Here is a 13,294-nt window from a genome sequence, read left to right as displayed (position 1 = left end):
GCGGCGTGCGGCGAAGCCCGCGGCTTGCGCCGCCATTCCGTTGGCTGCGCACAGCAGTGCCGCCCCGGTCACACCCGCGGCGCCGGTGCATGAGATGCGCCATTGTGGGTACCTCATCGGCAATGAACACAACACGACGCGCGGGCGCTCGCGGGCACCGGCGCCGCAGACGCTGGTCGCTGTCCGAGATCCGGGTCTCCGATCCTGCGGAGTTGCGGCGCTCCATCAAGGGCACCGCCGTCGGCAACTTCATGGAGTGGTACGACTTCGGGGTCTACGGCTACATCGCCACCACGCTCGCACGGGTGTTTTACCCCGGCGACAGCGCCAGCGCCGGCAGCCTGCTGGCCACCTTCGGCACCCTGACGGCAGCCTTTGCGGTCCGCCCGGTGGGCGGGTTCATCTTCGGCCCGCTCGGTGACCGGATCGGCCGCAAAAAGGTGCTGGTGACCACCATCTTGTTGATGACGTTGGGCACCACCGCCACCGGAATGCTGCCCGGCTATCACCGCATCGGGATCTGGGCGCCGATCCTGCTCGTCGTCACCCGCATCTTTCAGGGCTTCTCCACCGGCGGCGAATACGTCGGCACCATGACCTACGTCAACGAGCACGCGCCGGACCGCCGGCGCGGCATGGTGGCCAGCTTCCTGCCGCTGAGCTCCCAGGCCGGATATGTGGTCGCCGGGGCGTTGGTCACCGGCCTGCACACCTGGCTGACCGACGACCAGATGCTGAGCTGGGGCTGGCGCCTCCCGCTGCTGCTGAGCACCCCACTGGGGGTGATCGCGGTGTATTTGCGCCTGCAGCTGGAAGAGTCGCCGGCTTACGAAGACGCCAACGGCGACCAGGACACGAAAGGCGATGGCGGCGGACAACAGTTCCGGCGCACCATCATCGAGCAGTGGAAGCCGCTGTTGATCTGCATCGGTTTGGTGCTGACCTACAACGTCACCGACTACATGCTGACCGGCTACCTGCCCACCTACTTGAAGGCGATCGTGCGTATCGGCCACACCGCCGGGCTGGCGATGATCGTGCTGACGCTGCTGGTGGTGATGTCGGCGGTGGTGTTCGTGGCGCGGCTGTCCGACCGCATCGGCGTCAAACCGGTGCTGTGGACCGGCTGCGCGCTGCTGCTCGCGTGCTCGGTGCCGGCGTTCCTGCTGATCCGGTCCGGCGGCGGCTACCCGGTGGTGTTCGCCGGGGTGCTGCTGATCGGGGTGATGTTGCTGTGCTTTGACAGCACCCTGCCCGCTACGCTGCCGGCGCTGTTCCCCACCACGGTGCGCTACGGCGCGCTGGCCGTCGGGTTCAACATCTCGGTGTCGGCGTTCGGCGGGACCACCCCGCTGATCGCCGAGGCGCTGATCTCGGGCACCGGCAACCTGATGGTGCCGGCCTACCTGCTGATGGCGGCGGGCCTAATCGGCATGGTCGCGCTGCTGTTCACCCCCGAGGTGGCCGGCAAGCGGCTACCGGGCTCGGCGCCGTCGGTGGAAAACGAAGGCCAGGCCCGCGACCTGGCCGAGGGCCGGCCGGTGGGCTAAGCGGATTTGGTGGTCACCTGGTGCGGCGGGCTGGGCGCCATGTAGCCGACGCCGCGAACCGTGTCAACGATGGATTCGTGGTCGGCGCCGAGCTTGGCGCGCAATCGCTGCACGTGCACGTCGACGGTGCGTCGGCCGCATTCGTGGCCCCAGACTTCATGCATCAGCCGGGTGCGGGTGAACGCGCGACCGGCATGCTGCACAAGGAAACTCAACAACTTGAACTCGGTGAGGGTCAGCTCCAGCTCGCGGCCGCCCAGCGACGCGATATAGCTGGCCGGGTGCAGGACGAGGTCACCGAACTGCAGGGTGTCTTCGATGGCCTTGCGCCGGCGGGCGATCGCCAGCCGCAGCCGGGTCTGCAGTTCGGCGGTGCAGGCGGTCGGTAGCACCACATCGTCGACGTGCCACTCCAGATCCACCGCCACGAAGTCCTCCGGCGACACCACCGCGACCACGGCGAGATGCGGCGCGGCCACGGTGATTTTCCGGCAGGTCTGCCGGGCGACGGGAAGGTCGGCGCGGGCGTCCACCACTACGACGTCCGGGCCGTCGAACTGGTGCGGTGTGAGTTTGCCAAGGCGAGCGTGCGCCACGGTTTCAGCAACCAACGGCAAGGTTGGTAAGACCACGTCCGGATCGGACTGATCCGTCAGCAACAACACGTTCACCGACATCTCCAGCGCTCCCTCCCTGAAACAATACCCGGGGTTACCCTTTCTGGGGCGAGAATAATCGTCTTTTTACCGGCACCGTTACGGTTTCAGCAGCACTTTGACCACGCCGTCCCGTTTCTGTTGGAACATCGCGTAGGCCTGCGGGGCGTGCTCCAACGGCATTTCATGGGTGGCGAATGTGTCCACGCCGAGCGGGTCGTCGTCGGTGAGCAGCGGAAATATATCGTCGACCCACCGTTTCACATTGGCCTGGCCCATTCGCAGCTGAATTTGTTTGTCGAACATGGTGAACATCGGCAGCGGATCCAGTTTGCCGCCGTAGACACCGACCACCGACACGGTGCCACCGCGTCGCACCGCATCGATGGCCGCATACAGTGCGGCGAGCCGATCGATCCCCGCTTTGCTGATCAGCGGCCCGGCCACCGCGTCGGGCAACAGGGCGGTCAGCTGCTGGACGGCCTTGGCGCCGCCGGAGCCGTGTGCCTCCATGCCCACCGCGTCGATCACCGCGTCGGTTCCCCGGCCGGCGGTGAGCTCGCGGACCGCACCGCCGACATCGGGCACCCCGCGCAAATCGAGGGTTTCAACGCCGCGGGCTTCGGCCCGGCGCAGCCGAGCCGGCACCAAATCGACGCCGATGACCCGGAATCCACGATGCTGCGCGATCCGGGCGGCCATGTCACCGATTGGCCCGAGCCCCAGCACGGTCACCGACCCGCCCTCGGGCACCGCGGCGTATTGCACCGCCTGCCAGGCCGTGGGCAGCACGTCGGACAGGTAGACAAACCGGGCATCCGGCGGGCCGTCCGGCACCTTGATGTGCGTGTACTGCGCCTGCGGCACCCGCAGATACTGGGCCTGAGCGCCCGGAACCTGACCGTAGAGCTTCGAGTAGCCGAACAGCGCGGCCCCGGTCCCTTGGTCACGCACCCGGGTGGTGTCGCACTGCGTCGGCAGCCCCTGCCGGCACATGACGCAATGCCCGCAGGCGATCTGGAACGGAATGACCACCCGGTCGCCGGGCGCAAGGTTGGTGACCTCGCGGCCAACCTCGCGCACGATACCGATCGGCTCGTGCCCGAGAATGTCGCCGACGTCCAGGAACGCGCCCAACACTTCATACAGGTGCAGGTCGGATCCGCAGATGTTGGTGGTGGTCACCTCGATGATCGCGTCGGTGGGCTCGCTGATCACCGGATCGGCGACGGTGTCGACCTGGACCTTGCGTTTGCCGTGCCATGTCACCGCCCGCATGGGTCCGCTCCTTCCCGCAACCGGTCGTTTCCGGGCGCTGTGGATGGGTACCCACGCAGGGAATTCCTATGCCCAGACCAGGCCGAGAGGAGTCACGGTGGCGACCAACGACCGGGATGCAAAGCAGCAGCAGCTCGACGAATACCGGCTCAGCCGGGACAGCGGGTACCTGACGACACAGCAGGGGGTGCGCGTCGACCACACCGACGACGCGCTGACCGTGGGGGAGCGGGGCCCGACGTTGTTGGAGGACTTCCACGCCCGCGAAAAGATCACCCACTTCGACCACGAGCGGATCCCCGAACGGGTCGTGCACGCCCGCGGTTCGGGTGCCTACGGCTACTTCGAGCCCTACGACGACTCGCTGGCGGCGTACACCGCCGCGAAATTCCTCACCACCCCGGGCAAACAAACCCCGGTGTTCGTGCGGTTCTCCACCGTCGCCGGTTTCCGCGGCTCCGCCGACACCGTCCGTGACGTGCGGGGCTTCGCGACGAAGTTCTACACCGATCAGGGCAACTACGACCTGGTGGGCAACAACTTCCCGGTGTTTTTCATCCAGGACGGCATCAAATTCCCCGACTTCGTGCACGCGGTGAAACCCGAACCGCACAACGAGATCCCACAAGCCCAGTCCGCGCACGACACCCTGTGGGACTTCGTGTCGCTGCAGCCGGAAACCCTGCACACCATCATGTGGCTGATGTCGGACCGGTCGCTGCCGCGCAGCTACCGGATGATGCAGGGCTTCGGTGTGCACACCTTCCGGTTTGTCAACGCCAACGGTGAAGGCACCTTCGTGAAGTTCCACTGGACGCCGAAACTCGGCGTGCACTCGCTGATCTGGGACGAATGCCAGAAGATCGCCGGCAAGGACCCCGACTTCAACCGCCGCGACCTGTGGGAGGCCATCGAGGCCGGCCAGTACCCGGAATGGGAGCTCGGCGTGCAACTGGTCCCGGAAAGCGACGAGTTCAGCTTCGCGTTCGACCTGCTCGACGCGACGAAAATCATCCCCGAGGAACAGGTCCCGGTGCGGCCGGTGGGCAAGATGGTACTCAACCGCAACCCGGACAACTTCTTTGCCGAAACCGAGCAGGTGGCGTTTTGCACCGCCAACGTGGTGCCCGGCATCGATTTCACCAACGATCCACTGCTGCAGTTCCGCAACTTCTCCTACCTCGACACCCAGTTGATCCGGCTTGGCGGCCCCAACTTCGCCCAGCTGCCGATCAACCGGCCCATCGCCGAGGTCCGCAACAACCAGCACGACGGCTACGGGCAGACCACGATCCCGCAAGGCAAGTCCAGCTACTACAAGAACTCGGTCGGCGGCGGCTGCCCGGCCCTCGCCGACGAGGGCGTTTTCCGGCACTACACCCAGAAGGTGGAGGGCCACAAAATCCGGCAGCGCGCCGAAAGCTTCGCCGACCATTACAGCCAGGCCCGGATGTTTTGGAAGAGCATGTCACCGGTGGAGGCCGAGCACATCGTCGCCGCCTACGGCTTCGAGTTGGGCAAGGTGGAGGAGCCCGAAATCCGGTCGCGGGTGGTCGATCAGCTGAACCTGGTCGACCACGACCTGGCCGCCCGGGTCGCCGGCAAACTGGGGCTGCCGGTGCCCGATGAGCAACCCGTCGACGACAAGTTCGCGGCCTCCCCGGCGCTGTCCCAGCTCAACACCGCCACCGACAGCATCGAAAGCCGCAAGATCGCGATCTTGGCCGCCGACGGGGTCGACGTGCAAGGCACCGAAGCGTTGGTGGCGGCGCTGCGGCAGCGCGGAGCCATCGCCGAAGTGCTGGCGCCCACCGCGGGCGGCACCCTGGCCGGCGGGTCGGGCGGCGAACTCGCCGTCGACCGGGCCGTCACCACCATGGCGTCGGTGCTCTACGACGCGGTGGTGGTGCCGTGCGGCCCGGACGCCGTCAAGACGCTCGCCGGTGACGGGTACGCGATGCACTTTGTCACCGAGGCCTACAAGCACCTCAAGCCGGTGGGGGCGTTCGGTGCCGGCATCAAGTTGTTACCCAAAGCCGGGATCGGCGCACGGATCGCCGAGGGCACCGACGTTGTCGACGACCACGGGGTGGTGACGACGACCGCGGCGGCCGGTGACCTGTCCGATGAGTTCTTCGACGCCTTCGCCGCGGCGCTGGCCAAGCACCGGGTCTGGGACCGGCAGACCGACGCCGTGCCCGCGTAGTAGGTCCGGCCCCGTCAAACCGCCGTTTCGTGGTGCTTTTGCGACTGCTCGCGGGCATAGTGGCGGGGTGGATGTGCTGCGGGTGGCCGACGAAGTCGGCGACGCGCTGCACGCCGGCCGGCCGGTGGTGGCGCTGGAGACCACCCTGGTGTCGCACGGCTTTTCCCACGGCCGCGGGCTGCTCGCCGCGCAGGAAGCCGAGCGGCGGGTCCGGGCCGCCGGGGCGGTGCCGTGCACCGTCGGGATTGTCGACGGTCGGGTCCTCGCCGGGTTGGGCGGCGCGGACCTGGACCGCTTCGCGCAAGCCGGCACCACCGCACGCAAGGCCGGGGCGCGGGACATCGCGGCCTGCGTGGCGCAACGGGCACTGGGCGCCACCACCGTCGGTGGCACGTTGGCGATCTGCCGGGTGTTGGGCATCCGCTTTATGGCCACCGGCGGGATCGGCGGGGTGCACCGCGGTTTCGCCGAAACCCTGGACATCTCCGGTGATCTGATTCAGCTGGCCCGCACCCCGACCCTGGTGGTGTGCTCGGGCGCCAAAGCCATCCTGGACGTGCCCGCCACCGCCGAGCTGCTGGAACCCTCAACGTGCCGGTGCTGGGCTGGCGAACGGAGACGCTGCCGGTGTTCTACAGCGGGGCGGGCGGCCCGACGGTCGCCGCCCGCGTCGAGACCGCCGCCGAGGCCGCCCGGGTGGGACTGATCCACTGGCAGCTGGTCGGCGAATCGGGGTTGCTGCTGGGCCGGGCGCCCGATCCGGGGTTAGACATCGAGCCGATCCTCGCCGCGGCGGTCGAGCGGGTGCGGCACGCCGGGGTGACCGGCCCGGCGGTGACGCCCGCGGTGCTGGCGCTGGTCGAAGAACTCACCGGCGGCGCCAGTGTCGCGGTCAACCAACAGCTGATCGCCGACAACGCCGCACTGGCCGCCGAGGTCGCCGTCGCCTACGCGGCGTCGACGACGAGCGGTCGGTGATCCGAAACCGACAGCGTGGGCTCCGGCTCGGTAGCACCGGCTGACGGCCGTGTGTAGGCGCAGCCAGCCGCGGGTACAGAAACCGGAAGGCCTTTTACACGGCCACGCCGAAGGAGGTATAGCTGATGCCACGGCAGCGATCGCAACGCAATCCTCGCCGCAATCCCCGCGAGCAGGAGTGGGATGCCAAGGCCAACCGTCAGTACGAGCACATCGAACAGTCCCAGGAAGAACGCGGTGCCAGCCGTGACGTCGCCGAAGAGATCGCGGCCCGCACGGTGAACAAGCAGCGCGCCCGTTCGGGTGAGGCAAAACAGCGGAGCAAGACCTCCACCAACGACATCTCCGCGCAGCGCCGAGGCGGGATTCGTTCGGGTAAGCGCACCGGCCCAGGCGGCCGGACCAAAGCGCAGCTGTACGCCGACGCCAAACGCGCCGGCATCAAGGGCCGGTCCAAGATGACCAAGGCGCAACTTGAGCAGCGGCTGGCCCGCACCTGACCACCGCTACGCCGAGTTCGGCTCGGCGAGCCAGAGCGTTCGTGACTGTGCAGATTCATACGCTTTTCGTCCCAAAACCGTATGAAACCGCACTGTCGGCGCAGTTTTCGCGGAGGCGGCTAGCCGAACTCCACGCCCTGGGCCAGGGGTAGCTCGTCGGAGTAGTTGACGGTGTTGGTGGCCCGACGCATGTAGGCCTTCCACGCGTCGGACCCCGACTCGCGGCCGCCACCGGTCTGCTTCTCCCCGCCGAACGCGCCGCCGATCTCCGCCCCCGACGTGCCGATGTTGACATTGGTGATGCCGCAATCCGAGCCGTCGATGAACCGCTCCGCCTCCCGCATGTCGGTGGTGAAGATCGCCGACGAAAGACCCTGCGGCACCGCATTGTTCAACGCGATCGCCTCGTCGAGGTGCTCGTAGGTCAGCACGTAGAGAATCGGCGCGAACGTCTCGGCGGCCACGATGTCGGTCTGGGCCGGCATCCGCACCACCGCCGGCGTCACGTAGTAGGCGCTGTCATCACCGACATCCTGGCGCGCACCGCCGGTCACCTCGCCGCCGTCGGCCTGCGCCTGCTGCAGCGCGCCCACCATGTCGCGGTAGGCGGTTTCGTGGATCAACGGGCCGATCAGCGTGCCGTCGGTGAACGGATCGCCGATGGGCAGCTGGGCGTAGGCGGCCGCGATGCGCGCCACCACGTCGTCGGCCACCGAGCGGTGCACGATCAGCCGGCGCAAACTGGTGCAGCGCTGCCCGGCGGTGCCCGCCGCGGCGAACACGATGGCCCGCACCGCCAGATCCAGCTCCGCCGACGGCGTCACCACCGCGGCGTTGTTGCCGCCCAGCTCCAGCAGCACCCGACCGAACCGCCCGGCCACCCGGGGGCCCACCGCGCGGCCCATCCGCACCGAGCCGGTCGCCGACACCAGCGCCACCCGCGGGTCGTCGACCAGCCGCTCGCCGAGGTCCGGGCCGCCCAGCAGCAGACCGCTGACCGCGGCGGGCGCCCCGACGTCGGCGGCGGCGCGGCACAGCAGCGTCTGGCAGGCCAGCGCGGTCAGCGGGGTCAGCTCCGAGGGCTTCCACACCACCGGATCCCCGCACACCAACGCCACCGCGGTGTTCCAGGACCACACCGCCACCGGGAAGTTGAACGCGGTGATCACCCCCGCCACACCGAGCGGGTGCCAGGTCTCCATCAGCCGGTGCCCGGGGCGTTCGGAGGCGATGGTGCGGCCGTACAGCTGCCGCGACAGCCCGACGGCGAACTGGCAGATGTCGATCATCTCCTGCACCTCGCCGCGCGCCTCGGCGGTGATCTTGCCGGCCTCGATCGTCACCAGCGCCGCCAGGTCGTCCTGATGCTGCGCCAGCAGCTCGCCCAGCCGGGCCACCAGCGCACCCCGCACCGGCGCCGGGGTGGCGCGCCATTCCGAGAACACCTGGGCGGCAGCGGCGATGGTCGCCTCGGCTTGTTCGGGTTCGGTGCCGGCGACGGTGTACAGCACCTCGCCGGTGATCGGGGTGCTGGCGGCCAGGCCGTGACCGCCGGGTTCGCCGAGGTCGACGTCGGCGCCGATCGCGCGCAGCGCGGCGCGCACCCGCTCCCGCAGCGCGTCGGCGGTGGGCAGGCGGGTGGTGGTGGGGATACTCATGCGGGTCTCTCCTCGGCGAGGGCGGCGTAGAGCCGGTACGGGTCGTGGATCAGATGGTCGATCGCCCCGGCCATCCAGTCGCTGGAGTAGCCGGAATCGTCGGCGACAGCACTGGCTTGCGCATCCCGGTCCAGGTTGGAAGCGAAGATACCGGCCGCCGAGGCGGGTAGGAAGTCCTCGTAGACAACCGGTTTCGCCGGGTCGCCGCCGTAATAGTAGGCCAGCCCCGCCGCTGCCATGTCGGCGTCGGTGGCCGGGAAGTGCTGGGCCCACACCCGGGCGGGGTCGGCTGTGCGCATCGCCGCGTCGTAGCGTTCCCGCCCGGCGGGGGTCAGCGCAACCCCGCGGGCCTCGACCTCCCCGAACCGCACCCGCAGGGTGCCGTCGGTGACGGTGCCGTCGGCGCGCCGGAACCGGCGCGGCTCGGCCAGCGCGCGAAACGACGTCTGGCGCAACAGCACCGCCGGTCCGTCCCAGCGGGGCGGGCCCTGGATCTTGTCGATCATGGTGATGCCCCGGGCGGACATGCGCCGGTACAACTCGTCGATGTCGAGCACCCGCGGGGTCAGGTGGTTGAGGTGGGTGGATTGCAGCCCGGCGATGTCGGCGGCCACCGCCGACACCCGGGACAGCTCGTCGTACCAGGCCCCGTCGATCGGTTCGGGGGACAGCGCGAACGCGGCCACCGCCCGCGCCACGAAGTCCTCGCCCGCAGCCGCCGCGCAGCCGCCGTCGGCGGCGATCCGCCGGGCGGCCTCGATCAGCGCCGGGTCGAACAGCTGCCGGCGCGCCAAAAACGCCTGCACCCGTCGCCGCAGCTCCGGGTCGAAGAACCGCGGATCGCGCAGCGCCAGCATCGAGGTGAACACCCGGAACGGGTTGCGGGCCAGTTCGTCGCCGTCGATCGGCCGAAACGCGGTGGATACCACCGGAACCGGCGGATCGGCGTCGCGCAGATCGTAGTAGCCCACCGGGTACATGCCGAACGCCGCGAACAGGTCGGCGACGGCGGCCAGCTCGGCCGGGGTGCCGACCCGGATCGCGCCGTGCCGCTCGGCGGTGACCCGGCCCAGCGAGCCCAGCCGTTCGGCGTCCGGCCGGTGCGCCACGTAGTCGCGGTTGACCTCGGTGGTGACCTGCACCAGCGTGGTGTAGGCCGGCACCTCGGCGCCGTACATCGCGGACAGCGCCGCGGCGAAGCGTTCCCGCAGCTGCCAGCTCATCAACTTTTTCATCCGGATGGCCGTCTCACGGACCTGCGATAGTCTCCGGCCATGGTGGAGACGCTGGACAATATCGACCGCATCCTGGTGCGCGAGCTGGTGGCCGACGGGCGGGCCACGCTGGCCGAATTGGCCGCCACCGCCGGGCTGTCGGTGTCGGCGGTCGCCTCCCGGGTGCGCCGGCTGGAATCTCGGGGGGTGGTGACCGGGTACTCGGCGCGGATCAACCCCGAGGCGCTCGGGAACATGCTGTCGGCGTTCGTCGCGATCACCCCTCTCGACCCGTCACAACCCGATGATGCACCCACGCGGCTCGAACACATCGAGGCGATCGAGTCGTGTCATTCGGTGGCCGGCGAGGACAGCTACATCCTGCTGGTGCGGGTGGAGTCCGCGCGGGCGCTGGAAGACCTGCTGCAGCGGATCCGGACGGCGGCCAACGTGCAGACGCGCAGCACCATCATCCTACAGACGTTTTACACCGATAGGCAGTTTGTGCTGTAAATATTGCGGTCAATACGGGTATAGGGCGTAGATTCACGCTATTCTGGTGCCATGACTGCCGTGCTAGGCCCCGCCGAAGCGCCCACCCGGCTGTCACCCGACCGGGTCCGGCCGGCGCTGGCGCGCCACCTGCTGGTCGACGGCTTCGACCTGGTGCTGGACCTGGACCGCTCGGCGGGTTCCTACCTGGTGGACGCCCGCGACGGGCGGCGCTATCTGGACATGTTCACCTTCTTCGCCTCCTCGGCGCTGGGCATGAACCACCCCGCCCTCGCCGCCGACGACGCGTTTCGGGCCGAACTCGCCCAAGCCGCCCTGAACAAGCCAAGTAACTCCGACATCTACTCGGTGCCGATGGCGCGCTTCGTCCAAACGTTCACCCGGGTGCTCGGCGACCCGGCGTTGCCGCACCTTTTCTTCATCGACGGCGGCGCGTTGGCGGTGGAGAACGCGCTTAAGGTCGCCTTCGACTGGAAGAGCCGGCACAACGAGGCCCACGGCCGCGACCCGGCGCTGGGCACCCGGGTGCTGCACCTGCGCGGCGCGTTTCACGGCCGCAGCGGCTACACCATGTCGCTGACCAACACCGAACCGGTCAAGGTGGCACGGTTCCCGAAGTTCGACTGGCCGCGCATCGACGCGCCGTACCTGCGGCCCGGCGCCGACATGGACGCGCTGGAAGCCGAGTCGCTGCGGCAGGCGCGGGCGACGTTTGCGGCGCACCCGCACGACATCGCCTGCTTTATCGCCGAACCCATTCAGGGCGAGGGCGGCGACCGGCACTTCCGTCCGCAGTTCTTCACCGCCATGCGGGCCCTGTGCGACGAGCACGACGCGTTGCTGATCGTCGACGAGGTGCAGACCGGGTGCGGGTTGACCGGAACCGCTTGGGCCTACCAGCAATTGGGTGTGACGCCGGACGTGGTCGCGTTCGGCAAGAAGACCCAGGTGTGCGGGGTGATGGCGGGGCGGCGGGTCGATGAGATCGCCGACAACGTGTTCGCGGTGTCGTCGCGGCTGAACTCGACATGGGGCGCCAACCTCACCGATATGGTCCGCGCCCGCCGCGTGTTGGAGGTCATCGAAGCCGAGGGGCTGTTCGAACGGGCCGCCGCGCTCGGCCGCTATTTGCACACCCGGCTCGACGAGTTGGCGCACGCGTTTCCGGGGCTGCTGCTCGACGTCCGCGGGCGCGGCCTGATGTGCGCGGTCAGCCTGCCGACCACCGCCGACCGCGACGAGTTGCTCGATCGGCTGTGGCGGCGCGGCGTGCTGCTGTTGCCCAGCGGTGCGGACGGGGTGCGGTTCCGACCGGCATTGACGGTGTCCGAGGCCGAAATTGACGCCGCGGTAGCCGCCGTGCGCGGCGCCCTGGCAGAGCTGGGTTAGCGGGCACCCCGCGCACGGCGCAGACCACGTTTATCCGCAGCTATCCCGGGAAATCCGGACCCGAATAAGGACGGGGATGTAGAGGTTCGGTATGCAACGACCACACCGGGGCTTTCACGGTGACCGGCTGGGACAGGAAGACGACGAGGTGCGTGCGGCCGGTCGGTTTGCGGTGGTGGCGGCCGCGGCCGGTGTCGGCTTCGTCATCTTGGCGGCGCTGTGGGTCAGCACCTGCGGTGGGGAGGCGGCCGTGGACACGGCGGCGTGCGGCGTCCCGCAGCGCACGGTATTGGCATTCGGGGGACCGGCCATTTTGTTCGGTAGCGGCGTGTGGGCGTTCGTGCGTACCTACCGGGTGTGGCGCGCCGAGGGCACTTGGTGGGGCTGGCACGGGGCCGGCTGGTTTCTGCTCACGCTGATGATGCTGACGATGACGCTGGGCGCCCCGGCGATCTCCGGGTTGACGCTGGGCGGTTGACGGTTCAGGCGGCCCGCTGGTGCAGCCGACCGTCGGAGCGCGCGCGGATCCACTGCCGGTCCATCTGGCCGACGCGGCGCAGCTCCACGACGAACCAGAGCGCTCCGGCGATGGTGCCGAGGACGGCGATGAGCACCGTCGCGGTGAGCCATTCGTAGTGCCGGTAGGCGGCGACCGTCGCGGTGCCGATCATTCCGGCGAATGCCACTATGAACAGAATCAACCCGGGCCAGAACAGGTTGTCCTTCATCGTGATACCAGCGTGGGGTTGCGTGGTCCGCGAATGATCTGTCGGGTCGTGGTGCGTGTCTCCCATGAGCTGACCTCCGCCATCGGATGACACAATGCTACTCACTTAACGGGTCGGTGCGGCCAATTTTCGACCCCACCGGGGCGGAACCGGTAGCGCGAAAGCCGTCTTTGGTCAGGTCGACGCGGGCTCGCGGCGGACGTACACCTCGGGCAGCAAAATCGCCCCGATTGTGGTCACCAGCCACACCACAATCGTCGCGGCGGCCCAGGATGCCGCACCGTGAATGCTGAGTTCATGCGTGATGACCGATGCGAGACTCATCGCAACCAGGGTCAACACCAAGCCGGTGCCCCCGAGCAGCAGTGACGCGTAGCCGTGGGGCAACTTCAAGATCCACGCCGCCGGGATCGCTTGCGCGACCGAGAACAAGAGCGCGGCGACGACCACCCCCGACGCCGAGACCGAAACATTGGGCACCGCCCATGCCGCCAGAATCATGCCGACTGCCCACGACGCCAGCAGCACAACGGCCCGCAGCAGAATTTGCATCATGGCAATAAGCGTATGTCTCGGCCGTGGCGGTGTGAAGAAGCGCCGGCTGACCACGCCAGCGGCGAAGAA

Annotated in this window: 12 protein-coding genes and 1 pseudogene; 7 read left to right on the top strand and 6 right to left on the bottom strand. The window is 68.6% G+C overall.

Annotation, left to right across the window (positions count from 1 at the left end; translation table 11 throughout):
- Positions 1 to 212: 212 nt before the first annotated feature.
- Positions 213 to 1,550, top strand: coding sequence for an MFS transporter (locus ACAG26_RS00605; RefSeq protein ID WP_370478787.1), 1,338 nt, complete (start codon positions 213 to 215; stop codon positions 1,548 to 1,550).
- On the opposite strand, the gene ACAG26_RS00600 is transcribed toward ACAG26_RS00605, so the two are convergent.
- A complete protein-coding gene (locus ACAG26_RS00600) occupies positions 1,547 to 2,227 on the bottom strand; it encodes a winged-helix domain-containing protein (protein ID WP_370478071.1) in 681 nt (226 codons plus the stop codon). The two genes, ACAG26_RS00605 and ACAG26_RS00600, sit on opposite strands and share 4 nt — an antisense overlap.
- Before the next feature lie 78 nt (positions 2,228 to 2,305).
- Positions 2,306 to 3,484 (bottom strand): alcohol dehydrogenase catalytic domain-containing protein, encoded by a 1,179-nt coding sequence (locus ACAG26_RS00595; RefSeq protein WP_370478068.1) that lies wholly within the window; start codon positions 3,482 to 3,484, stop codon positions 2,306 to 2,308.
- A 97-nt stretch (positions 3,485 to 3,581) separates the two neighbouring features.
- Between ACAG26_RS00595 and ACAG26_RS00590 the strand changes: the two genes are divergently transcribed.
- The 3 genes and pseudogenes from ACAG26_RS00590 to ACAG26_RS00580 all read left to right on the top strand — a co-directional run bounded on the left by ACAG26_RS00590 (position 3,582) and on the right by ACAG26_RS00580 (position 7,168).
- On the top strand, positions 3,582 to 5,690 hold the full coding sequence (locus ACAG26_RS00590) for a catalase (RefSeq protein ID WP_370478066.1): 2,109 nt from the start codon (positions 3,582 to 3,584) through the stop codon (positions 5,688 to 5,690).
- Positions 5,611 to 6,668, top strand: a pseudogene (locus ACAG26_RS00585) (pseudouridine-5'-phosphate glycosidase). The gene ACAG26_RS00590 and the pseudogene ACAG26_RS00585 overlap by 80 nt, the downstream one beginning before the upstream one ends.
- A gap of 125 nt (positions 6,669 to 6,793) precedes the next feature.
- Positions 6,794 to 7,168 (top strand): plasmid stabilization protein, encoded by a 375-nt coding sequence (locus ACAG26_RS00580; protein WP_370478063.1) that lies wholly within the window; start codon positions 6,794 to 6,796, stop codon positions 7,166 to 7,168.
- Between the two features lie 119 nt (positions 7,169 to 7,287).
- Here ACAG26_RS00580 and ACAG26_RS00575 read toward each other — a convergent pair whose 3' ends face one another.
- Entirely contained in the window at positions 7,288 to 8,826 is a 1,539-nt protein-coding gene (locus ACAG26_RS00575; protein WP_370478060.1) for an aldehyde dehydrogenase family protein, read from the bottom strand.
- Positions 8,823 to 10,061, bottom strand: a complete 1,239-nt coding sequence (locus ACAG26_RS00570) for a 2-oxoadipate dioxygenase/decarboxylase family protein (RefSeq protein ID WP_370478058.1) — start codon at positions 10,059 to 10,061, stop codon at positions 8,823 to 8,825. The genes ACAG26_RS00575 and ACAG26_RS00570 overlap by 4 nt, the downstream gene beginning before the upstream one ends.
- Positions 10,062 to 10,100: 39 nt before the next feature.
- Between ACAG26_RS00570 and ACAG26_RS00565 the strand changes: the two genes are divergently transcribed.
- The 3 genes from ACAG26_RS00565 (at position 10,101) to ACAG26_RS00555 (ending at position 12,420) form a co-directional block, all read left to right on the top strand.
- On the top strand, positions 10,101 to 10,553 hold the full coding sequence (locus tag ACAG26_RS00565; protein WP_370478055.1) for an Lrp/AsnC family transcriptional regulator: 453 nt from the start codon (positions 10,101 to 10,103) through the stop codon (positions 10,551 to 10,553).
- A 51-nt stretch (positions 10,554 to 10,604) separates the two neighbouring features.
- Positions 10,605 to 11,942, top strand: a complete 1,338-nt coding sequence (lat, locus tag ACAG26_RS00560) for an L-lysine 6-transaminase (protein ID WP_370478052.1) — start codon at positions 10,605 to 10,607, stop codon at positions 11,940 to 11,942.
- Between the two features lie 91 nt (positions 11,943 to 12,033).
- Positions 12,034 to 12,420 carry a hypothetical protein gene (locus tag ACAG26_RS00555; protein ID WP_370478049.1) on the top strand — a complete coding sequence of 129 codons (387 nt, stop codon included), beginning with the start codon at positions 12,034 to 12,036 and terminating at the stop codon, positions 12,418 to 12,420.
- A 4-nt stretch (positions 12,421 to 12,424) separates the two neighbouring features.
- On the opposite strand, the gene usfY is transcribed toward ACAG26_RS00555, so the two are convergent.
- Both usfY and ACAG26_RS00545 read right to left on the bottom strand, forming a co-directional pair.
- Entirely contained in the window at positions 12,425 to 12,736 is a 312-nt protein-coding gene (usfY, locus tag ACAG26_RS00550; RefSeq protein ID WP_370478047.1) for a protein UsfY, read from the bottom strand.
- Positions 12,737 to 12,844: 108 nt separating this feature from the next.
- A complete protein-coding gene (locus tag ACAG26_RS00545; protein ID WP_370478044.1) occupies positions 12,845 to 13,225 on the bottom strand; it encodes a hypothetical protein in 381 nt (126 codons plus the stop codon).
- Positions 13,226 to 13,294: the final 69 nt, after the last annotated feature.

This window comes from Mycobacterium sp. pUA109, assembly GCF_041287095.1.
GTDB lineage: Bacteria > Actinomycetota > Actinomycetes > Mycobacteriales > Mycobacteriaceae > Mycobacterium.
The sequence above is the reverse complement of the archived record's forward strand: the minus strand, read 5'-3'. Positions and strand labels throughout refer to the sequence as shown.